General features: G+C 67.0%; 18 protein-coding genes and 1 pseudogene. 12 read left to right on the top strand and 7 right to left on the bottom strand.

Annotated elements, in window-relative coordinates:
* The first annotated feature begins 102 nt into the window (after positions 1 to 102).
* Positions 103 to 414 (top strand): metalloregulator ArsR/SmtB family transcription factor, encoded by a 312-nt coding sequence (locus PGN12_13810; GenBank protein MEH3104966.1) that lies wholly within the window; start codon positions 103 to 105, stop codon positions 412 to 414.
* Here the strand turns inward: PGN12_13810 and PGN12_13805 are convergent, their stop codons facing one another.
* Positions 415 to 1278 carry an aldo/keto reductase family oxidoreductase gene (locus PGN12_13805; GenBank protein MEH3104965.1) on the bottom strand — a complete coding sequence of 288 codons (864 nt, stop codon included), beginning with the start codon at positions 1276 to 1278 and terminating at the stop codon, positions 415 to 417.
* Positions 1279 to 1369: 91 nt separating this feature from the next.
* Between PGN12_13805 and PGN12_13800 the strand changes: the two genes are divergently transcribed.
* The gene (locus tag PGN12_13800; protein ID MEH3104964.1) at positions 1370 to 2266 is read left to right on the top strand and encodes a LysR family transcriptional regulator; all 897 of its coding nucleotides are present in this window, start codon (positions 1370 to 1372) and stop codon (positions 2264 to 2266) included.
* Here PGN12_13800 and PGN12_13795 read toward each other — a convergent pair.
* Positions 2263 to 3093: an aldo/keto reductase gene (locus PGN12_13795; protein MEH3104963.1), complete on the bottom strand. Its 831-nt coding sequence runs from the start codon at positions 3091 to 3093 to the stop codon at positions 2263 to 2265. The genes PGN12_13800 and PGN12_13795 overlap by 4 nt on opposite strands.
* A gap of 72 nt (positions 3094 to 3165) precedes the next feature.
* Here PGN12_13795 and PGN12_13790 point away from each other — a divergent pair, with 72 nt between their 5' ends.
* Genes PGN12_13790 through PGN12_13780 form a run of 3 tightly spaced genes read left to right on the top strand, consistent with a single transcriptional unit; the run spans position 3166 to position 4336 of the window.
* Complete coding sequence (locus tag PGN12_13790) at positions 3166 to 3657, top strand: nucleoside deaminase (protein MEH3104962.1); 492 nt, start codon at positions 3166 to 3168, stop codon at positions 3655 to 3657.
* Positions 3654 to 4154 carry a cupin gene (locus tag PGN12_13785; protein ID MEH3104961.1) on the top strand — a complete coding sequence of 167 codons (501 nt, stop codon included), beginning with the start codon at positions 3654 to 3656 and terminating at the stop codon, positions 4152 to 4154. The genes PGN12_13790 and PGN12_13785 overlap by 4 nt, the downstream gene beginning before the upstream one ends.
* Positions 4151 to 4336 carry a helix-hairpin-helix domain-containing protein gene (locus tag PGN12_13780; GenBank protein MEH3104960.1) on the top strand — a complete coding sequence of 62 codons (186 nt, stop codon included), beginning with the start codon at positions 4151 to 4153 and terminating at the stop codon, positions 4334 to 4336. The genes PGN12_13785 and PGN12_13780 overlap by 4 nt, the downstream gene beginning before the upstream one ends.
* Positions 4337 to 5374: 1038 nt before the next feature.
* On the opposite strand, the gene PGN12_13775 is transcribed toward PGN12_13780, so the two are convergent.
* Positions 5375 to 6100 (bottom strand): FadR/GntR family transcriptional regulator, encoded by a 726-nt coding sequence (locus tag PGN12_13775; GenBank protein ID MEH3104959.1) that lies wholly within the window; start codon positions 6098 to 6100, stop codon positions 5375 to 5377.
* 179 nt (positions 6101 to 6279) lie between these two features.
* On the opposite strand from PGN12_13775, the gene PGN12_13770 reads away from it, so the two are divergent.
* From PGN12_13770 to PGN12_13740, 7 genes are all read left to right on the top strand, one after another.
* Positions 6280 to 9048: a TonB-dependent receptor gene (locus PGN12_13770; protein ID MEH3104958.1), complete on the top strand. Its 2769-nt coding sequence runs from the start codon at positions 6280 to 6282 to the stop codon at positions 9046 to 9048.
* 25 nt (positions 9049 to 9073) lie between these two features.
* Positions 9074 to 10768, top strand: coding sequence for a beta-xylosidase (locus tag PGN12_13765; protein ID MEH3104957.1), 1695 nt, complete (start codon positions 9074 to 9076; stop codon positions 10766 to 10768).
* Positions 10758 to 12026 (top strand): MFS transporter, encoded by a 1269-nt coding sequence (locus PGN12_13760; protein ID MEH3104956.1) that lies wholly within the window; start codon positions 10758 to 10760, stop codon positions 12024 to 12026. Before PGN12_13765 ends, PGN12_13760 begins: the two co-directional genes overlap by 11 nt.
* The gene (locus PGN12_13755; GenBank protein ID MEH3104955.1) at positions 12023 to 13201 is read left to right on the top strand and encodes an L-rhamnonate dehydratase; all 1179 of its coding nucleotides are present in this window, start codon (positions 12023 to 12025) and stop codon (positions 13199 to 13201) included. Before PGN12_13760 ends, PGN12_13755 begins: the two co-directional genes overlap by 4 nt.
* Positions 13198 to 14067, top strand: a complete 870-nt coding sequence (locus tag PGN12_13750) for an NAD(P)-dependent oxidoreductase (protein ID MEH3104954.1) — start codon at positions 13198 to 13200, stop codon at positions 14065 to 14067. Before PGN12_13755 ends, PGN12_13750 begins: the two co-directional genes overlap by 4 nt.
* A 90-nt stretch (positions 14068 to 14157) precedes the next feature.
* Positions 14158 to 15465, top strand: a complete 1308-nt coding sequence (locus tag PGN12_13745; protein ID MEH3104953.1) for an MFS transporter — start codon at positions 14158 to 14160, stop codon at positions 15463 to 15465.
* A 104-nt stretch (positions 15466 to 15569) separates the two neighbouring features.
* Positions 15570 to 16490, top strand: coding sequence for a Gfo/Idh/MocA family oxidoreductase (locus PGN12_13740; GenBank protein ID MEH3104952.1), 921 nt, complete (start codon positions 15570 to 15572; stop codon positions 16488 to 16490).
* 424 nt (positions 16491 to 16914) lie between these two features.
* On the opposite strand, the gene PGN12_13735 is transcribed toward PGN12_13740, so the two are convergent.
* From PGN12_13735 to PGN12_13720, 4 genes and pseudogenes are all read right to left on the bottom strand, one after another.
* Positions 16915 to 18138 carry a DUF418 domain-containing protein gene (locus PGN12_13735; protein MEH3104951.1) on the bottom strand — a complete coding sequence of 408 codons (1224 nt, stop codon included), beginning with the start codon at positions 18136 to 18138 and terminating at the stop codon, positions 16915 to 16917.
* 214 nt (positions 18139 to 18352) lie between these two features.
* Positions 18353 to 18916, bottom strand: coding sequence for an AraC family transcriptional regulator (locus PGN12_13730; GenBank protein MEH3104950.1), 564 nt, complete (start codon positions 18914 to 18916; stop codon positions 18353 to 18355).
* Between the two features lie 171 nt (positions 18917 to 19087).
* Positions 19088 to 19375: a helix-turn-helix domain-containing protein gene (locus PGN12_13725; GenBank protein MEH3104949.1), complete on the bottom strand. Its 288-nt coding sequence runs from the start codon at positions 19373 to 19375 to the stop codon at positions 19088 to 19090.
* A gap of 162 nt (positions 19376 to 19537) precedes the next feature.
* Positions 19538 to 20083 (bottom strand): annotated as a pseudogene (locus tag PGN12_13720) (cytochrome ubiquinol oxidase subunit I).
* Positions 20084 to 20100: the final 17 nt, after the last annotated feature.

The raw sequence follows: 20100 nt of genomic DNA, 5'->3' as shown, positions 1-20100 counted from the left end.
CACGGCATCGTGCGCTGTCGGCAGGCGGGAAGATGGGAGTACGGTTCAACAGTTCAATATTCCCGAACTATTAAATTTACTGTGAAGCCTTATATCTGTCGCATGCCCCGCTTCACCCATCCCCGGTTGGAGGACGTTCCGCTCGATCTGGCGCTGCACGCGCTGGCCGATCCCAATCGGCTGGCCATGGTGGCGCGGCTCGCCGCGACCGAGCGGCTGAGTTGCACCGATGCCGCGCCGTGCGAGACGATCCCGAAGAGCACGGTGTCCAACCACCTGAAGCTGCTGCGCGCGGCCGGACTGATCGAGACGACACAGGCCGGGCGGGAAATGATCAACACGCTGCGCCGCGCCGAATTCGACAAGCGGTTCCCCGGCCTGCTCGATGCGGTGCTCGCCAACCGACCGGCCTGATTATCCGCCGATCGCGTTGAGTTCGGCCACCGCATCCTCCGGCAGCGTCAGCGATGCCGCAGCGAGGTTCTCGTGGAGATGCGCCACCGACGAGGTGCCCGGGATCAGCAGGATGTTGGGCGAGCGCTGGAGCAGCCAAGCGAGCGCCACCTGCATCGGCGTGGCCTTGAGCCGCGCGGCTACGTCGGAGAGCGCCGCCGACTGGAGCGGGCTGAACCCGCCAAGCGGGAAGAAGGGCACATAGGCAATGCCCTCCGCCGCCAGCGCGTCGATGAAGGCATCGTCGTCGCGGTGGGCGAGGTTGTACTGGTTCTGGACGCAGGCGATCTCGGCGACGCCGCGCGCCTCCTCGAACTGCGTCGGCGTCACGTTGCTCAGCCCAATATGGCGCACCAGCCCCTGGCGCTGGAGATCCGCCAAGGCCTTGAGCGGTCCGGCGAGCGATCCTTCGGCGGGCCCGTGGACATCGAACATCAGGCGCAGATTGACGACGTCGAGCGTCTCCAGCCCGAGGTTCGTCAGATTGTCCTCGACCGCGCGGGCCAGCTCGTCCGCCGCGAACGCGGGCAGCCAAGATGCATCGTCGCCGCGCCGCGCACCGATCTTGGTCACGATCAGCAGGTCGTCGGGGTAGGGGGGCAGCGCCTCGCGGATCAGCCGGTTGGTGACGTGCGGGCCGTAAAAGTCGCTGGTGTCGATGTGGTTGACCCCAGCCTCGACAGCGGCGCGAAGCACGGCGAGCGCCGCATCATGGTCGCGGGGCGGGCCGAACACGCCGGGTCCGGCGAGCTGCATCGCGCCATAGCCGAGCCGCTTCACGTTGCGCCCGGCGAAGGAATAGGTGCCTGCCTGGTCGATCGTCATTGTTGTTCTCCTGTGCTGGCCCGCAGATATGGCTTGCGGATCATCGCGATAAGCCGGAGTGATCCGCACGGGCTGTACGGAAAACCGAACGATGAAGGCGGACCTTGCCGATCTCAACGCATTCGTGGCGGTCGCGCAGGCGCGCGGGTTTCGCGACGCGGCGCGCACGGTCGGATCGAGCGCCTCGACGCTGAGCGAAGCGGTGCGGCGGCTGGAGGCGCGGCTGGGCGTCCGGCTGCTCCATCGCACCACCCGCAGCGTCGTGCCGACCGAGGCGGGGACGCGGCTGATCGAGCGGCTGGCCCCCGCGCTTGGCGAGGTGGAGGCGGCGCTCGACGTCGTCAACCTGTTCCGCGACCGGCCGGCGGGCACCCTCAAGCTCAACGTGCCGGTAAGCGCGGCGCGGCTGGTGTTGCCAGCGATCCTGCCCGGTTTCCTCGCCACCTATCCCGACATCCAGGTCGAAATCGTCGCCGAGAACGGCTTCGTCGATATGGTGGCATCGGGCTGTGATGCGGGCATCCGCTATGACGAGCGGCTGGAACAGGACATGATCGCGGTGCCGATCGGCCCGCGCGTCCAGCGCTTCGCAACGGCGGCGTCGCCGGCCTATCTCGACGCGCGTGGGCGGCCCGACCATCCGCGCGACCTACTCGATCACGCCTGTCTACGCGGCCGCTTCACCAGTGGCGCGCTCACCAGCCCATGGGAGTTCGAGCGTTTGGGCGAGATCGTGCGGATCGAGCCACAGGGGCCGCTGATCGCCAGCGTGTCCGGCGCGGCGGACCTGCTGGTCGACATCGCCGTCGCGGGCGGCGGGATCATCCACCTGTTTGAAGACTGGTTGCGGCCGGTGCTCGCCAGCGGCGCGCTGGAACCGGTGCTGCCCGACTGGTGGCAGTCCTTCTCCGGCCCGTTCCTCTATTATTCCGGCCGCCGTCTGGTGCCCCCGCCGCTGCGCGCGTTCGTCGATTACATTCGCGCCTAAAGCATCGCGAGCGGTTCGGGGCCGCGTGGCGGCGGAAACAGGTCGTCGAGGCGTCGTAGCTCGGCTTCGGACAGTGTGAGGTCCAACGCCGCCCAATTGTCTCGAACATGGGCGATAGACCCGGCCTTGGGGATGGGGAGGATGCCATCTCGCGCCAGCAACCAGGCGAGAGCGAGTTGCGCGGGCGTGGCGTCGCGCTCGGCAGCCATCTGGGTAAGGCCGCGATGGGCGATCAGGCGGCCTTGCTCGACGGGGCTGTAGGCCATGACCGGCACCCGGTGACGCGCAAGCCACGGTAACAGGTCGTATTCAGGGCCACGCCGGGTAAGGTTGTAGAGGATCTGGTCGGTCTGACAGCCTTCGCCGCCGCTCGCGACGAGTTCCTCCATGTCGTCGAGGTCGAGATTGCTGACGCCCCAACGCAGGATCTTGCCCGCCGCGACCAGCCGCTCCATCGCCTCGACCATCTCGGCGAGCGGAACATTGCCGCGCCAATGCAGCAGGTACAGGTCGAGCCGGTCGGTGCCGAGCCGTTCGAGGCTCGCCTCGCACGCCCGCGGCAGCCGGTCGCGCGAGGCATTCTGGGGATAGGCCTTGCTGACGAGGAACACCTCGTCGCGGACGCCCGCGATCGCCTCGCCGACGAGCCGCTCGGATTCGCCATCGGCATACATCTCGGCGGTGTCGATCAGGGTCAGTCCGAGCGACAGCCCCTCACGCAACGCGGCGATCTCGTCCGATCGGCGGGCAGGGTCTTCCGCCATCATCCAGGTGCCCTGGCCGAGTGCGGGGACGGTCGTACCGTCGGGGAAGCGGATCGTCTTCATGCGGCGGTCAACGCCCGACGCCGCGGATCGGCACAAGTCCCTCCCGGTGGCGTTGAGCCGCCGGAGGTATGGATGACCGAAGACGATGAACGCTGGATGCGCCGCGCGATCGAGATAGCGCGATCGAAGGGATCGGACCCATCGACGTCGCCGCTCGGATCGGTGATCGTGCTCGACGGCAAGGAGATCGCGGCCGAACGCAACCAGACCGAAGATTTGCCCGACGCCACTGCCCATGCCGAGATGATGGCGATCCGCCGCGCGTGCGAAGGGATCGGCGAACTGGAGCTGCGGGGGGCGACGCTCTACTCGACGCTCCAGCCGTGCGGCATGTGCACCATGGCCTCGATCTGGTCCAAGGTCGGCCGGGTCGTCTACGGTGCAAAGCGCGAGGATGTGCACCCGATGTATTTCGAGGCACGGCATGTCGACACGCTGGCGTTCATCACCGACGCTTATCGCGACGACATCGTGATCGAGGGCGGCTGCCTGCGCGCGGAATGCGCCAGCCTCTATTATCCGCCCGACGCCGATCTGCCGCGCGAAGAGCAGGCGAACCTGTGACGGAACCCGAGACGTTGACGCTCGGCCCGAACGGCTGGATGCCTAACAACCCGGCATTGCCGGTGCTGATGTATCGCGGCGTCGTCCCCGAGGGCGACCCTGACGCGATCGAGGGCACACTCCGTGGGAATGGCTGGCGCCCGGATTGGCGCGATGGCGTCTATCCGTATCATCATTATCATTCGTCGACGCATGAGGCGCTCGCGTGTGTCGACGGCTCGGCCGACGTGATGCTGGGCGGGGAAGATGGGCACATGGTGCCCATCGCCGCGGGCGATCTGCTCGTGCTGCCGGCAGGGACCGGGCGTTGCCGGCTCACCGCCAGCACCGACTTCCTGCTGGTCGGCGCCTATCCCGACGGGCAGGTGTGGGATGTCTGCCGCGAAGCCGCCGATGCGGCGACACTGGCGCGCATCGCCGCCGTACCGGTTCCCGCCGCCGATCCGATCGGGGGCCAAGGCGGCCTTCTTCCTCATCTGTGGAGCGACAAGTCATGATCGACATCAACACGGCATCGGCGGACGAGATCGACGCCGTGCCGCAGCTCAAGGGACATGGGTTCGAGATCGTCCGATACCGCGAGGAGCGCGGCCGTTTCGAAGCCGTCCGGCAACTCGAAGAAGTGCCGGGCCTCGCCGGTAAGATCGACGGACTGAAGGGGGCCGTGCGCGCCGGCTGATCGCAAATCGTTGGCGTGATCCAAATGCGAAGTGCATCATCTCTGCACGCGGAAAGGGCAGCCCAAACACGCGTTGCAAATTGTGCCAATGCACTGTGGCAACGTGCCGTGCAGTCGGCACCTGCGCGCTGGCTGAGTCAAGTACTTAGATAGTAGATTGACTGAGATGGAGATTCTGACGGCCCAGCCAACTTCTCGCTAAGTAATTGACCTCGCTGAGATTAGTCCTACGTCGGTGACGACTCAGTGTGCAGGTGACTGTGCCATGTGGCTGTGCTGGGGCGTCGTCTTTGGCTTCGCTTCAGCATGTCTTCCGCCGCGGACACACTTTTTGGTGGCGCCGGGTTCACCGTTCATCGGATAATGGCACCCTAGGACCGAAATCCGATCAGCCTGTCGAGGGGGGCTGGTTTTCCTGATTCACTGGGGCGTGGATCAGGAGGAGTGAGGCATGGCGCTATTCCGGTTTTCGGATGAAGCAAAGGCAGCGATCGAGCCGCATCTGTCGAGAAGAACCAACCCGGCGCGCGGCGGACGGACGAGCAAAAATCCAAGCGCTCACCGATGTTATCGGCCGCTCTCATGTCCCGATGCTGACGGCTGGCAACGTCAGCGACGGGAATGCGGCATCTGCGCTCCTCGAAAGGGCCGGTCGCATGCGCTACCTCCTTGCTGACAAAGGCTATGACGCTACCGGCTGCGCAGTTCGCTCCGCGAAGTTAGGACCGTTTTCGTCATCCGGTGGAGACGAAAACGCAAACGCACAATCCGCTACGACAAGGATAGATACCGCGCCCGCCACCTCATCGAGAAGTCGTTCGGCCATCTAAAAACTTCCGTCGGGTCGCCACTAACAAGCGACCTTTTTTAGGCTAGCGAAGAAAAGGTCTGATTAACTATCTGTAATCTGCAGTCGTTCGGTTTATGGAGTGATTTGGAGGGTAAACTCGTCCTAGGCGTTTGGCCATGTCAGGCTCTATTTAAAGCCGCCGTCTTGGCATTGGCATTCAAACAGAAGTGGCTCAGAGGTACCGCTGCTTAGCATTGCTTCGTTTGAAGTGGCGTGTTCGCGTCAGTAAGAGCATTGTCGATCAACGTTTCCATTGCGCGCCTGGCGGCATCCCCGTCACCTGCGATCAGCGCACTAAATACTGCGTGATGGTCGGGCATTGGATCGCGCATCTGCTGCCGCTGGTCGCGCGAGAAGCGCGTGGTCCATTCGACCGCCGCGGCGATCGAGTTGGATAGCGTCAACAGCGGTTCATTTCGGGTCGCGTCGAGCACCGCAAGATGGAACGCCTGGTCGGCGGCGCGTCCTTCGGCGGTCAGCAGGCCGTGCCGCTCCATCTCCTGCAACGCATGGCCCATTCGGGCGAGCTGACGCTCGTCGCGCCGCTGCGCGGCCAGCGCGGCGGCGGAGGGCTCGACGATCCGGCGCAGCTCGAAGATGCCGTCAATGAAGTCGCGGGTCGCGCCGCCCTCGAACATCCAGCCGAGCACCTCAATGTCGAGCATGCTCCATTTCGCGCGCTCGTTGACGCGCGTCGCGCTCTTGAGCCGCTGTTGGACCAGCCCCTTGGCGGCGAGCACCTTCAGCGCCTCGCGATAGGCGCCGCGCGACACGTTGTTCTCGGCGCTGAACCGCTCCTCGCTGACCAAGGCGGTGCCCGGCGCGAGCCGCCCGGTGACGATCGCCACCCCGAGATCGTGCGCGATTCCGCCGCGAATGTCGTCGGGACGGACGGAGGAGGGAGCCGCGATCATCGTTCTACCATGCTCGACCTCCCCCTCGACGGTCAAGCATTCCAGCAGACGATGTGGTAAGACGAGACAGGCACACATTCGCTCGTAAATTTCTATATTAGATACACTCTTGCCAATCTGGTAGGACCAGAATAAGCCAGACTCATAAGCGGTGAAACCGCAATCAAAGGGAGAGGATCATGGCGGCAATGCGATTTCGGCACGCGACCTGCGCGTCCGCGCTCGGGCTGGTACTGACGGCGCTGTCGCCGGCCGGCGCGCAACAGGCGACCGATCCGCTCGCCGGCGTCTCGCCGACCGAGATGCCGCAGCCCGGGCAGACCGGCGGCCGTCCGGATCAGGCAGGTGCCGATCAGGGCGCGGACGCCGGAGCGGCGGAGGACATCGTCATCACCGGCGTGCGCGCGAGCCTGTCGTCGGCGCAGTCGATCAAGCGCAACGCCAAGCAGATCGTCGACTCGGTGGTCGCCGAGGATATCGGCAAGCTGCCCGACAACAATGTCGTCGAGGCGCTCCAGCGCGTGCCCGGCGTACAGGTCTCGCCTCGCGCGCGCGGCGAATCCGCGACGGTGCTGATCCGCGGGCTGCCGGACGTCGTGACGGTGGTCAACGGCCGCAACATCTTCTCGACGACCGGGCGCTCGCTCTCGCTCGCCGACGTGCCCGCCGATCTCGTCGCCGGGGTCGACGTCTACAAGTCGCGCGCCGCCGATCAGATCGAGGGCGGGATCGCCGGGCTCATCAACGTCCGCACGCGCCGCCCGTTCGACTTCAAGGGCGCGGAGGTCGCGGTCGCCGCGCGGCAGGTGTACAGCGAGCAGCCCGACACGATCGATCCCTATGCGAGCCTGTTGCTCAGCAACCGCTGGTCGACCGGGATCGGCGAACTCGGCGCGCTGGTCAGCGTGTCGTTCCACCAGACGCGGTATCGCGACGAGACGATCTACGGCGGCGGATTCTTCGGCTACAATCTCGACAATACGCGCGCGCCATACACGCCGGGCTTCCCGCTCGATCCGCGCGGCACCAGCGCGTCGGAGCCGCGCGTGTTCCGCACCGACGTGATCGGCGCGATCGACCGAATCGGCAAGCGCGAACGTCCCGCGGTCAACGGCTCGCTGCAATGGCGCCCCGATCCGCGGCTGACGATCACCGCCGACGGACTGTTCTACGGCTTCCGCGACCGCGGCAACAGCAACCAGAATTTCACCTCGCTGGAAGGACGGCTGGCCGCGCCGCTGACCTTCAAGGGCGATACCAAGCTGGTAGACCGGATCAGCACGTTGGGCAGCCGGGTCGCGGTGTTCGGGGCGGTGAACGACAATGTCGCGGACCGCTACCAGGGCGCGCTGTCCGCCGAATGGCTCGCCGATGGCTGGCGCGTCTATACCGAGGGATCATACACGCGCTCGGTAGCGACCGATCGGGTCGCCTCGGTCGACGTCGATTTCATCGCGCGGCAGACCAACGGCTTCTTCAATTTCGAGGGCAGCGGGACGCCACGCTTCGAGCTGCCGTTCGACGATATCGCCGATCCGTCGCGCTACTTCCTGTCGCGGCTCAACACGCAGCGCACCGAGGGCAAGGGGGAGGAACTGACCTTCCGCAGCGACATCGCCTATACCGAGCCGCTCGGCGTGTTCACCGAGCTGGCAGCGGGCGCGCGCATCAACCGGCGCAACGCGGGCTCGCAGGCCTTCAACCAGATCCTGAACTGCTCCGCGACCGGCGCCTTGCGCTGCTACACCGCGCGCGCGATCGACGTGCCCGGGTTGATGACGACGACGCCCGGCGACTTCTACGAAGGCGTGCGACCGTTCGTCCGGCAATGGGCGTCGCCGTCGACGCAAGGCGTGCTCGACAATGTCGGGCTGTTGCGCCAGCGGTTCGGCGCCGCACCGGGCGATCCGGGCTTCCAGCAGACACTGGGCTTCGACATCGTCGAAAAGAGCTATGCCGGCTATGTCCAGGCCAGCTTCGAGATCGGCCGGCTCGACGGCCAGATGGGTGTGCGCGTCGTGAAGAACGACATTACCTCCAACGCGTCGCGGGCGGTGCGCGGGGTCGTGACGCCGATCACGATCAGCAGCGACGGCGTCGACGTGCTGCCCAGCATCACCGCGCGCTACAAGCTGCGCGACAATCTGTTCCTGCGCGCCTCGGCGAGCAGCACGATCACGCGCCCGAGCTTCGCGCAGCTCAATCCCGCGCTGACGCTCACCCCGCCGGTGCCCGGCCAGCAGCCGTTCGGGCGCGGCAGTAGCGGCAATGCCGATCTGAAGCCGGTCCGCTCGACCAATTTCGATCTCGCCGCCGAATGGTATATCGACCGGTCCAGCTCGATCACCGCGACCGTGTTCCGCCGGTCGGTGACCGGCTTCATCCAGTCGGTGACCAGCAACGTGCAGATCGACTATCTCGGCGCGGACAACGGCACCTATCAGGTGGTCAGCCCGCAGAATTCCGGGTCGGGCAAGCTGACCGGGATCGAGGGCGGCTTCACCTATTTCCCACGCTTCCTCGACGGCTTCGGGGTCAGCGCCAACGGCACCTATATCGACGGCGTCAACCGCGCCTTCTCGCCGCTGCCCGGCCGGACCGGCTTCCTCGAGATCCCGTTCGAGAACGTCTCGAAATTCTCGGCGACTGCGACGTTGATCTACGAGAAAAACGGCCTGTCGACGCGCGCCTCCTACGTCTGGCGCGACTCGTACAATGCCGGGCTGCACTTCACCGGGGTCAATCCGAACGGGATCACCAACGGCGCGATCAACAACCTCGACGTCTCGATCGCCTATGATCTCAACCCGAAGTTCACGGTGGTGTTCGACGCCACCAACATCCTGCGTGACCTGTACCAGACGTCGTTCACCGATCCCGCGCTCTATCCGCGTGATACCGTGCTCTATTCCCGTATGTTCGCGGTCGGCATCCGTGCGCGCCTGTAATTCACACGACAAGAGAGGATCCCCGATGCGCCCCTATCGCCATCTGCTCGCCCCGTTGCTGTTGGCAGGCACGTTGCTCGCCGCGCCGGCCGATGCGCAGGCCCCTGCTGCCGCGCGCCCAGTGCGGATCACGGTCGACACCACGCAGACCGCCGGCAAGCTGCCGCCGATCTGGCGCTTCTTCGGCGCCGACGAGCCCAATTACGCGACGATGAAGGACGGCAAAAAGCTGATCGCCGAACTCGGCAAGCTGAAGCGCGGCGACATCTATTTCCGCGCGCACAACCTGCTCAACACCGGCGACGGCACCGCCGCGTTCAAATGGGGCAGCACCGACATCTACAACGAGACTCCGGACGGCAAGCCGATCTACAACTGGACCAACGTCGACCGGATCATCGACACCTATCGTGCCGCGGGGATCCACCCGTATCTGCAGATCGGCTTCATGCCCGAGGCGCTGTCGTCCGCGCCTGCCGGCACGCCCTATCGCCACGACTGGCGGCCGGGATTCGACTATAAACGCATCATGTCCGGCTGGGCCTATCCGCCCAAGGATTACGACAAGTGGCGTGAGCTGATCTTCCAGTGGACCAAGCACAATGTCGAGCGCTACGGCCGCGCCGAGGTCGAGCGCTGGTATTTCGAGATCTGGAACGAGGCCAACGGCTGGTACTGGAAAGCCAGCCACGACGAATTCTACAAGATGCACGATTATGCGGTCGACGGCATCCGCCGCGCGCTGCCGACCGCGCGGGTCGGCGGCCCCGACGCCGCCGGGGCGGGCGGGGCGTTCATGGACGGCTTCCTCAAGCACGTCACCGCCGGGCGGAACTATGCGACCGGGCAGATCGGCACCCCGACCGACTTCCTCGCCTTCCATGCCAAGGGCCGCCCGACCTTCGTCGACGGCCATGTCCGGATGGGGATCGCGCAACAGCTGAAGGAGGCCAACGACGGCTTCACCAAGACGCTGTCGAACCCGGCGCTGGCGGGCAAGCCGGTGGTGATCGGCGAAAGCGATCCGGAGGGCTGCGCGGCCTGCCCGGGGCCGGCGAACGCCTATCGCAACGGCACGATGTATTCGAGCTACACCGCCGCAAGCTTCGCGCGGATGTGGGAGCTGGCGGCGCGGCGCAAGGTCAACCTCGACGGCGCGCTGACCTGGGCGTTCGAGTTCGAGGACCAGCCGTGGTTCGCCGGCTATCGCCAGCTGTCGTCGAACGGCGTCGACCTGCCGGTGCTCAACGTCTTCCGGATGTTCGCGCAGCTCGGCGCCGACCGGCTGGCGGCGACCAGCGACGCGCAGCTGCCGCTCGACACCGTGATGCGCGACGGCGTGCGCGGCGCGGCTGACGTCGGCACGATCGCGACGCGCACCGCCGACGGCAAGGTCGCGGTGCTGGTCTGGCATTATCATGACGACGACGTGCCGGGCGCGCGCGCGGCGGTGACGCTGGCGCTGCGCGGTATGAAGGGCGGAGCAAGGGCGCGCGCGACGGTGTGGCGGGTCGACGGCGACCATGCCAACGCCTTCGCCGCGTGGAAGAAGATGGGGTCGCCGATCGCGCCCGACGATGCGCAATATGTGCAGCTCGAACAGGCGTCGGTGATGCAGCCGCAGCCGCTGGCGCTGACCGGCGCGGCGGGCGGCACCACCACCGCCACGCTGGACGTGCCGCGGCAGGGGGTGGCGCTGGTCGTGATCGATGGCCAGTAGCCCGTCGGCGGCGCGCGGCGGCTGGGGGATCGCCTTCGTCGTCGCGGTCGCGATCGCGATCAGCTATCTCGACCGCCAGACGCTGCCCTGGGCGATCGCCAGCATCCAGCGCGACATTCCGATCGGCAACCAGACCAAGGCGCTGCTCGATTCGGCGTTTCTGGCCACCTACGGGCTTATGTATCTGGGCGGCGGCTGGCTGCTCGACCGCGTCGGGACGCGGCGCGGCTTCGTCGCGATCATGGCGTTCTGGTCGCTGGCCTGCGCCAGCCACGGGCTTGCCGGCGGGGTCGCGGCGCTGATCGTCAGCCGGCTGTTGCTGGGGATGGGGGAGGGCGGGGGCTTCCCGGCCGCGACGCGCGCCGTGGCGGAGCGCTTCGCGCCCGAGCAGCGCGCGACCGCTCTGGGCATCATCAACGCCGGCACCTCGGTCGGTGCGGTGCTCGCGCCGCCGCTGATCGCGCTGCTGCTCACGCATGCCGATTGGCTGGGGCTGGCGAGCTGGCGCTGGGTGTTCTTCGTCACCGGCGCGTTCGGGCTGGCGTGGGCGCTGTGGTGGGCGGTGATCTACCGCGATCCGCCGGCGGCACGGGCGATGGCGGTCGGCCCGTCCGCCGGGCCGGGCGTGCGCGCCCTGCTGGCGCGGCGCGCGGTGCTGGGGGTGGTCGGCGCCAAGTTCCTGAGCGACGGCGCGTGGTATTTCTACCTGTTCTGGCTGCCCAAATATCTCTTCGAGGCGCACGCCTTCGACCTCAAACAGGCCGCGACGATCGGCTGGATTCCCTATGCGGCGGCCGGCGTCGGCAGCGTCGCGGCCGGCGGCCTTTCCAGCTGGCTGCTGGCGCGCGGCACGTCGGTGAACGCCGCGCGCAAGATCGCGCTCGGCGCCTGCGCGGCCTGTATGCCGTGGGTGATGTTCGTGCCGCACGCGCCGTCGATCGGCTGGGTGATCGCATTGTTCAGCCTCGCCTTCTTCGGACAGCAGGGCTGGTCGACGCTGGTGATGACGCTGCCCACCGACCTGATCCCGCGCGCGGCGCTCGGCCGGCTCGCCGGGCTGGTCGGGATGGGCGGCGCGCTCGGGGGGATCGTCATGGGGCAGGCAGCCGGCTGGGCGCTCGACCACGGACTCGGCTACGCTCCGGTGCTCGCCACCGCCGCCTCGCTCCACCTGCTCGCCTTTGCGCTCATCTGCCTCGCGGTGCCCCGCATCGCGCGGCTCGATTTCAATTCCGGTTCCAGGGGAGTCCTGTCGTGAAGATCACCGAAGTCCGTACCCGCGTCGTGCAATGGAAGGGGCAGACACAGGCGCTGCCGCCGCATTTCTGCACCAACCCGATGGATGCCGTCGCGCCGCTGCTGTCGCGCGAGACGATGGGCAGCTTCACCTTCCACGGCTGGCTGATCGTCGAGGTGTTCACCGAAAAGGGGCTGGTCGGGATCGGCAATGCGGCGCTCGCCCCGCTCGCCGCCAAGGCGCTGATCGACGGCGCGCTGGCGCCGCTGATCCTCGGCCACGATCCGTGGGACACCGAATTCCTGTGGCAGCACATGTACCGCAAGACGATGGCGTTCGGGCGCAAGGGCGTGGTGATGGCGGCGATCTCCGCGATCGACATCGCCTTGTGGGACCTGATGGGCAAGGATGCGCGCCAGCCGTGCTTCCGGTTGATGGGCGGGCGCACCCGGCCGCGCATCCCGGTCTATGCCAGCCGGCTCTATTCGGTCCCGCTCGACGAGCTGGCCGCGGAGGCGACGCGCTACAAGGCGCAGGGGTTCAAGGCGATGAAGCTGCGCTTCGGCTGGGGCCCCGACGATGGCGCGGCCGGCATGGCGCGCAACGTCGCGCTGGTGCGCACCGTGCGTGAGGCGATCGGGGACGAGATCGACGTGATGGCCGATGCCTATATGGGCTGGAGCCTCGACTACGCGAAGCGGATGATGCGGCTGATCGAGCCGTTCAACCTGCGCTGGCTGGAAGAGGCGATCATCCCCGACGACATCCACGGCTATCACGAGCTGCGCCGCTTCGGCACGACGCCGATCGCGGCGGGCGAGCACGAGTTCACCAGCTACGGCTTCCGCCAGCTGATCGAGGCGCGGGCGCTCGACTATATCCAGTTCGACACCAACCGCGTCGGCGGGCTGACTGCGGCGCGCAAGATCCAGGCGCTGGCCGAGGCGCATTCGATCCCGGTCGTCCCGCACGCCGGGCAGATGCACAATTACCATGTCGTGATGGCCAGCCTCAATTCGCCGATCGCGGAATATTTTCCCAAGGTCGACGTCGAGGTTGGCAACGAGCTGTTCTGGTACGTCTTCAAGGGCGAACCGGTCGCCGAGGACGGCTATGTCTCGCTCAGCGACGACGTGCCGGGTCTCGGGCTGGAGATCGACGAGGCGGCGCTGGCCAATTTCGAGGTGACGGCATGACGAACGGAAAGATCGCGTTTCTGGGGCTGGGAACGATGGGCGCGGGCATGGCGCGCCGGCTGGTGGCGGCGGGGTTCGACGTGGCGGTGTGGAACCGCTCGACGGCGAAGGCGGCGCCGCTCGCCGCGGCCGGCGCGCGCGTCGCCGACACGCCCGCTGCGGCGGCTGCGGACGCCGCGATCGTGATCGCGATGCTCGCCGACGATCCGGCCTCGCGCAGTGCGTGGCTCGGCGCGGACGGCGCGCTGGCCGCGATGACGCCCGGCGCGGTGGCGGTGGAGTCGAGCACGCTGACCGTCGACTGGGTCCGCACGCTCGGTGCCGAGGCCGCCGCAGCCGGCGTCCGGCTGCTCGACGCGCCGGTCAGCGGCAGCCGGCAGCAGGCCGAGGAGGGCAGCCTGCGCTTCCTGGTCGGCGGCGACGCCGATGCGCTGGCGCAGGCGCGCGCCGCGCTGGAGGCGATGGGCAGCGAGATCGTCCATCTCGGCGCGTCCGGCAGCGGGGCGGTGTTCAAGCTGATCAACAACTTCCTGTGCGGCGTCCAGGTCGCCAGCCTTGCCGAGGCGGTGGTGATGGTCGAGCGCAGCGGGCTGGACGCCGCGCGGATCGTGCCGCTACTGGTAGCGGGCGCGCCGGGCAGCCCGATCGCCAAGCTGGTCGCGCCGCGGATGCTCGAGCGTGACTATGATCCGCGTTTCTTCCTGCCGCTGATGGCGAAGGACCTCGGCTATGCCGAGGCCGCGTTCGCCGCGCAGGGGCTCGACCTGCCGAGCGCCGTGGTGGCGCGGGCGCGGTTCGAGGCCGCGGCCGGTGACCATGCCGACGACGACATGGCGGCGGTAGTCGAGGGCGTGCGCCGCGGATGATCCGCGCCGCGCTGCGACGGGGCGGGTGGCTGGCGGCGCTGTCGCTCGGGGTCGAGCAGCTGGCGCCCGGATTGCTGGAGGAGCTGACCGGTGGCTGAGCCATTGGCGGGCGCGCACGCCGCCAGCGGCGAGGCACGGATCGTCCGCACCGTGACGATGCGGCTGCTGCCGCTGCTGATCCTGCTCTACACCGTCGCCTATGTCGACCGGTCGGTGGTGGGCTTCGCCAAGCTCCAGCTCGCCGCCGACATCGGGCTCGGCGACACCGCCTATGGTTTCGGTGCGGGGCTGTTCTTCATTGGTTATTTCCTGTTCGAGCTGCCCAGCAACATCCTGCTGACCCGCGTCGGCGCGCGGCGCTGGTTCGCGCGGATCCTCGTCAGTTGGGGGGTGGTGACCGTGCTGATGGCGACGATCCGCACGCCGCTGGCCTTCTACGTCCTGCGCTTCCTGCTGGGCGCGGCCGAGGCAGGACTGTACCCGGGGATCGTCTTCTATCTGACGCGCTGGTATCCGCAGCGCCACCTCGGACGCATCCTCGGGCTGTTCCTGATGGCGCAGCCGTTCGCACTGATCATGACCGGGCCGCTGTCGGCATGGCTGCTCGGGCTCGACGGCGCTTTGGGGCTGCGCGGCTGGCAGTGGCTGTTCGTGGTGAGCGGCGTCCCCGCGGTGCTGCTGGCCCTGCCGACGCTGGTGCTGTTGCCCGACGACCTCGCCGCGGCGCGCTGGCTGTCGAATGGGGATCGCCGCTGGCTGGCGGCGGCGCTGGCGGAGGAGACGCCCCCGCCGCACGCGGCAGCAGCGGGGGAGTGGCGCGGCGTGTTCCGCGACGGACGTGTGCTGCGGCTGGCGCTGGCGTTACTGCCGTTCCCGCTCGCGGTGTACGGCGTGACCCTGTGGCTGCCGACCCTGCTGGCCGCAGGCGGGCGCGCGTTGCCGGTCGCTGGACTGTTGTTCGCGGTTCCGTACGTCTTCGGCGCGATCGCGCTCTGGGTCGTGCCGCGCCGGTCGGACCGCGCGGGGCAACGGCACGGCTATGTGATCGGCAACGCGCTGCTCGCCGCGCTCGGGCTGGCCGGGTCGGCGGCGTTGCCGGGCACGCTGTTCCCGCTCGCCGCTTTGTGTCTCGCGGTCTTCGGGCTGTATGCGAGCCAGAGCGTGTTCTGGACGCTGCCGTCGGCGATGCTGACCGGCACCGCCGCCGCCGCGGGGATCGCGATCATCAATTCGGTCGGGAACCTCGGCGGCTACCTCGGGCCGTTCCTGATGGGGGTCATCAAGGAGCAGACCGGACGCACGACCGACGGGCTCTACGTGCTCGCCGGTTCGCTGCTGCTGACGATCTGGATCATGGCCGGCGAGCGCCGGCGGGCGGGCGGTGACCGCGCGCCATAGCGGCGCGCGCGCCGCGTGCCTCGACAATCGCATCCCGGCGGCGCAAGGCCGGCGCGACTGCTGGCCGGCACGGACACCGACGCGGCCGAACCGAGGAATGACCCGTGCGCGTGCTTCTGATCGGGCTGGGCGACATCGCCCGCAAGGCGTATCTCCCCGTCCTGGCGCAGCACGCCGATCTCGATATCCATCTCGCGACCCGCAACCATGCCGTGCGCGAGGCGGTGGGCCGCGCGTTTCGGATCGCGCATCGCCACGCCAGCGCGGAGGCGGCGCTGGCCGCCGGGTCGTTCGACGCCGCCTTCGTCCATGCGGCGACGCCCGCGCATGGCGCACTGGTCCGGTCGCTCCTCGAGCGGGGCATCCCCACCTTCGTCGACAAGCCGCTGGCGGATCGTCTCGCCGAGGTCGAGGCGCTCGTCGCGCTGGCAAGCGCGCGCGCTACCCCGCTCGTGGTCGGCTTCAACCGGCGGTTCGCGCCCGATTACGTCGCGCTGCATGGCAGCGGCGCCGATCTCTTTGTCATGGGGAAGCATCGCGACGCGCAGCCGGACCTGCCGCGGCGGGTGGTGTTCGATGACTTCATCCATGTGATCGACACGTTGCTGTGGCTCGCGCCCGCGCCGGTCCTTCGCCGCACCATCGAAACCCATGTCGTCGCCGGCCTGCTCCACACGATCACGCTCACGCTGGCGGGTGACGGCTTTACCGCGATCGGCACGATGCACCGGAATAGCGGCCTCGACGAGGAACGCCTCGACGTGATCGGGGGCGGGGCACGCCGGAGCGTGTTCGACCTTGCCGAACAGGCCGAGGCGCGGGGAAAACAGTCGCACCGTCGCCGCGGCGACTGGACCCCGGTCGGGCGGCAACGCGGCTTCGAGGCGATGTGCGACGATTTCCTGCTCGCCGCGCGCGAGCGCCGGCCGGTCGATGCCGCCGCCCTTCTGGCGACCCACGAACTGTGCGAGGCCGTCGTCGCGCAAGCCGGGAACGGGCGGATTGCGCTGCCCGTCAGCGATTGAAGACGGGCATAGCGTGAGCTACCCGAGGGTTCACTCAAGACGTTCTGCCGCGACATTCTCCATGAATGCCGGCACGGTAGCTCCGAAGGTCGTTTGCGCTCAACCATCGTCTTCGAATGCGCGAGCCGCGCGGGGTGCCCGAGCGGCCAGAACCATCCTCGACACATGCCTGAAAGTAATCGGTCAGTCCTTCTGGCACGGATCGACCTGCAAGGCTCGCTTGCCTCGTCCCGTCATCCGGGACGTGATCCGGGATAGCCTCCGGAGCGACGAACGAGCGCTTCGCCGCCCGCCTCTAGACTAGTCAGCCGTGTCCTAGGTCGTCTCCTCGTAGACCGTTGCAGCCCAACCCAGGTGTTGGTACGTTCTTGGTGGCTTCGCGCGGTGGCGCTTTGCCTCCCGGTTAGAGGACAAGCCGACGCTGCTATCGGGCTGACGGAACCCACCGTTGTCTGTGCATCGGTTGCGCCTGCCCGTACGTCAGCGAGCGCCAGATCCATTCGGCTGGACCGAACCGAAACCTCGACAGCCAAATGGCCGAAAGGACGCAAAGCGCAGCATAGATGGTGATCGACAGCATGTTGAGAGCGAAGCCGTTCATCCGACCGAGCATTCCCAAGCCCCAGCCATAAGTGACGAACGAGCCGATCGCATTCGATGCGAGGTAACAGGTCAGCGCCATGCGGCCGGCCGGCGACAACGCGCGATGGACGCGCTGCCCCTTGCCCGACAGCAGGAGCGCAAAGAGCGCCACATAGCCGAATGCCATGATGGCGAGGCCGGCGTACGCGGTCGTAACCGCCGCATAGGCAGCGCCGTGCGCGGGTATGCCGAGCCGTCGGCTGCCATGTACGATGCTGAAAACGAGGCCAAGCGGCAGGCAGATCCATGCGACCCACCGCAACGTGGGTGCCCATTGCTTCGTATCGATGAGCACGCGCCTGCGCGCCACCCACAGCCCCGTCAGGAACAGCCCCAACACGCCTAGGTCATAGACGATCGCGTAGGACGTCTCGAACCGATAATGCTCAACGTAGTAACGCAGGTTGGCGACGACATAGGCAGCGAAGCTGTGGCCCTCGTACGCCGGGCGCAGTGCCCGGAAGAGCGTGTCGGGATCACCGCCGCCGAGGCTCGGCATCGGCGCACCCGTAGCGAGTTCCACCACCCCGACACCCAGCGACGGCACGACAATCAGCGCAAGGCCGAGACCGAGCAGCGCACGGTCGCTTACCCGTTGAAACAGTAGCAGGATCATGCCCATGAGCGCGTAGAGGATCAGGATGTCGCCGAAGTAGAGGAAGGTGAGGTTGAAGAGGCCGAACGCGAGCAGCACCGTCATCCGCCGCAGGTAGAAGCTGGTGAACCGGTGCCCGCGCATGGTCATCCGCTCCATCATCAACCCGAAGCCAATGCCGAACAATAGCGCGAAGGCGGCGCGCGCCTTGCCTTGCACCAGAATCAGATCGAACAACATGAACGCTTTGTCGAGCGCGCCCGCCTTTGGGAAGATCTCGCCTGCCACGAACGCCGCCGACATGCCGGCGACGTTGAAGGTGATCACGCCGTAAAGCGCAATGGCGCGAAGTGTATCAAGTAAGTGGAAGCGTTCCTCAACGGGCGCGATCCGGCGATCCAAGTTCGTCATGATCTTCCCCTCCGCCCGACGACGACATCATGGAACGTTCCCGTGACTGCTACAAGCCGCAGGTGGCGGATCGTCATCAGATTACATGGACGGATGGCGGGAACAGGATCGCGGCACGTATCAGCCGAGCGTCTGGATGTTGGGCGTCTCACCCGTTGCTGCGACAAGCACAGCGGAGTGCCTCATTCGGCGCAACCGACGCGATGAACAATTGCTACCGATGGCCTTTATCAAGGGCGATCCCCGCCGAAGAAGTAGCGTGCAACCGCTCGATGTCCTGACGCGGCGGCGCGTCGAACCGGCGGCGATTTTCGCGGCTGAACTGCGACGGGCTTTCATAGCCGGCCGCGAAACCCGCCGTGCCGGCCGTCATGCCGCCGGCCAGCATCAGCCGGCGCGCCTCCTGCAGACGCAACCGCTTTTGATACTCGAGCGGCGTCATTCGCGTGATCGCCTTGAAGTGCGCATGGAGCGAGGAGGGGCTCATGCCTGCCTCGGCGGCGACTTTGTCGATGCGGATCGGCGCATCGAACTGGCGGCGCATCGCGGCGATGGCGCGGCTGATCTGGTTGAGGTGACTGCCCGCCGTCGCGACGTGCCGAAGCATCGGTCCGTGCGGCCCGGTGAGCAGCCGGTAGAGGATCTCCCGCTCGATCAGCGGCGCCAGGACACGGATCGGGTCCGGCCGGTCGAGCGATCCGACCAGGCGGCGCGCGGCTTCGATCAAATCGCTATCGCTGGGATAGATACCCAGTACCAGCAGGTCGGTGGGCTCCACCCTCCGGGACAATCAGATCCGACAGTATCGCGGAATAGAGGTCGATCTTGCAGCCCGCATGTCGGCGCGCTGCCGATTTCGAGCAACTGGCCATCGTCGCGCCGGCGGGGTAGCGGCTGACCCGGATGCGCATGGCCTGCCGTGCGAGGTGCTGGCGGAAAGTCTAACGGCTTAGGCGGCTTCGGCGCGCGCAGCGAGCGCCGCACGGTCGCTGATCGTGATCGCGCGGCCGCCGGGCAGGCCGATCATCCCGCTTTGTTTCATCCGGGTCAATTGGCGGCTGACCGTCTCGATCGTCATGCCCAGCACATCGGCGATCTGGCCACGCGTCAGCGGCAGGTCGAAGGTGATCGGCCCATTCCGGCCGGCCCGACATCCGCTGGTCCCGGCGCGTGCCGCCATATCGAGCAGGAAGCCCGCCAGCTTCTCGCCCGCGGATTTGCGCGCCAGCACCAACATCCGGCTCCGCGCTTCGTTCAGCGACTCGAAGGTCCGCTGGAGCAACAGGCGTTCCATGTGGCGGTGATCCTCAAGAACGCGCTCGAAGGCAGGGCGGGGGAAGACGCACAGCTCCGCCGCGGTCAGCGCGGTCACCGTGAAGTCGACGTCTCCGGCATAGGGTTGGGCGACGGGATTGAACAGCACCGCGCCGAAATCGCCGACCTCCATGCGCATCGTGTCGGGATTGAAACTGGCACCGACCGGATTTTGCATCCACCCATTGGCGATCAGGATCCACAGCGCCGACAAATTGGTGCCCAGCGCGACCATGAAGGTGACGATCAGATGGCCGAGCTTCGACAGGCGGACCCAGCCGAAGAACATCAGTCCGACGAACGTCGCTTCCAGGAAGAAGGCCATCAATCCCTCGATCGCCAGCGGTGCGCCGAAGATGTCGCCGACGTAATGGGAGAAGTAGGACCAGTTGGTGCCGAACTGGAACTTCATGGTCAGGCCCGTTGCAACGCCCAACACGAAATTTATGCCGAAGACCTTGCCCCAGAAGCGCGTGGTCACGCGCCATTCCGGACGATTCGTCATGACATAGACCGATTCCATGATGACCAGCATCATCGACAGGCCGAGCGTCAGCGGCACGAACAGGAAGTGATACAAGGCGGTAGCCGCGAATTGCAGCCGCGACAGATCTACGACGCCCGGGTCCATGAAACGTCTCCGTAAAA

It is taken from the genome of Sphingomonas phyllosphaerae (assembly GCA_036946405.1).
In the GTDB taxonomy this organism is placed as follows: Bacteria; Pseudomonadota; Alphaproteobacteria; order Sphingomonadales; family Sphingomonadaceae; genus Sphingomonas; species Sphingomonas phyllosphaerae_D.
Note: the sequence above shows the minus strand (reverse complement) of the source record. Positions and strands in the feature narration are given on the sequence as shown.

Excerpts from the sequence above, each read along its gene's own strand:
- PGN12_13810 (MEH3104966.1), top strand. The coding sequence starts at position 103 with ATGCCCCGCTTCACCCATCCCCGGTTGGAGGACGTTCCGCTCGATCTG.
- PGN12_13805 (MEH3104965.1), bottom strand. The coding sequence starts at position 1,278 with ATGACGATCGACCAGGCAGGCACCTATTCCTTCGCCGGGCGCAACGTG.
- PGN12_13800 (MEH3104964.1), top strand. The coding sequence starts at position 1,370 with ATGAAGGCGGACCTTGCCGATCTCAACGCATTCGTGGCGGTCGCGCAG.
- PGN12_13795 (MEH3104963.1), bottom strand. The coding sequence starts at position 3,093 with ATGAAGACGATCCGCTTCCCCGACGGTACGACCGTCCCCGCACTCGGC.
- PGN12_13790 (MEH3104962.1), top strand. The coding sequence starts at position 3,166 with ATGACCGAAGACGATGAACGCTGGATGCGCCGCGCGATCGAGATAGCG.
- PGN12_13780 (MEH3104960.1), top strand. The coding sequence starts at position 4,151 with ATGATCGACATCAACACGGCATCGGCGGACGAGATCGACGCCGTGCCG.
- PGN12_13775 (MEH3104959.1), bottom strand. The coding sequence starts at position 6,100 with ATGATCGCGGCTCCCTCCTCCGTCCGTCCCGACGACATTCGCGGCGGA.
- PGN12_13770 (MEH3104958.1), top strand. The coding sequence starts at position 6,280 with ATGGCGGCAATGCGATTTCGGCACGCGACCTGCGCGTCCGCGCTCGGG.
- PGN12_13765 (MEH3104957.1), top strand. The coding sequence starts at position 9,074 with ATGCGCCCCTATCGCCATCTGCTCGCCCCGTTGCTGTTGGCAGGCACG.
- PGN12_13760 (MEH3104956.1), top strand. The coding sequence starts at position 10,758 with ATGGCCAGTAGCCCGTCGGCGGCGCGCGGCGGCTGGGGGATCGCCTTC.
- PGN12_13750 (MEH3104954.1), top strand. The coding sequence starts at position 13,198 with ATGACGAACGGAAAGATCGCGTTTCTGGGGCTGGGAACGATGGGCGCG.
- PGN12_13735 (MEH3104951.1), bottom strand. The coding sequence starts at position 18,138 with ATGACGAACTTGGATCGCCGGATCGCGCCCGTTGAGGAACGCTTCCAC.
- PGN12_13725 (MEH3104949.1), bottom strand. The coding sequence starts at position 19,375 with ATGTTGGTGCTGGCGCGCAAATCCGCGGGCGAGAAGCTGGCGGGCTTC.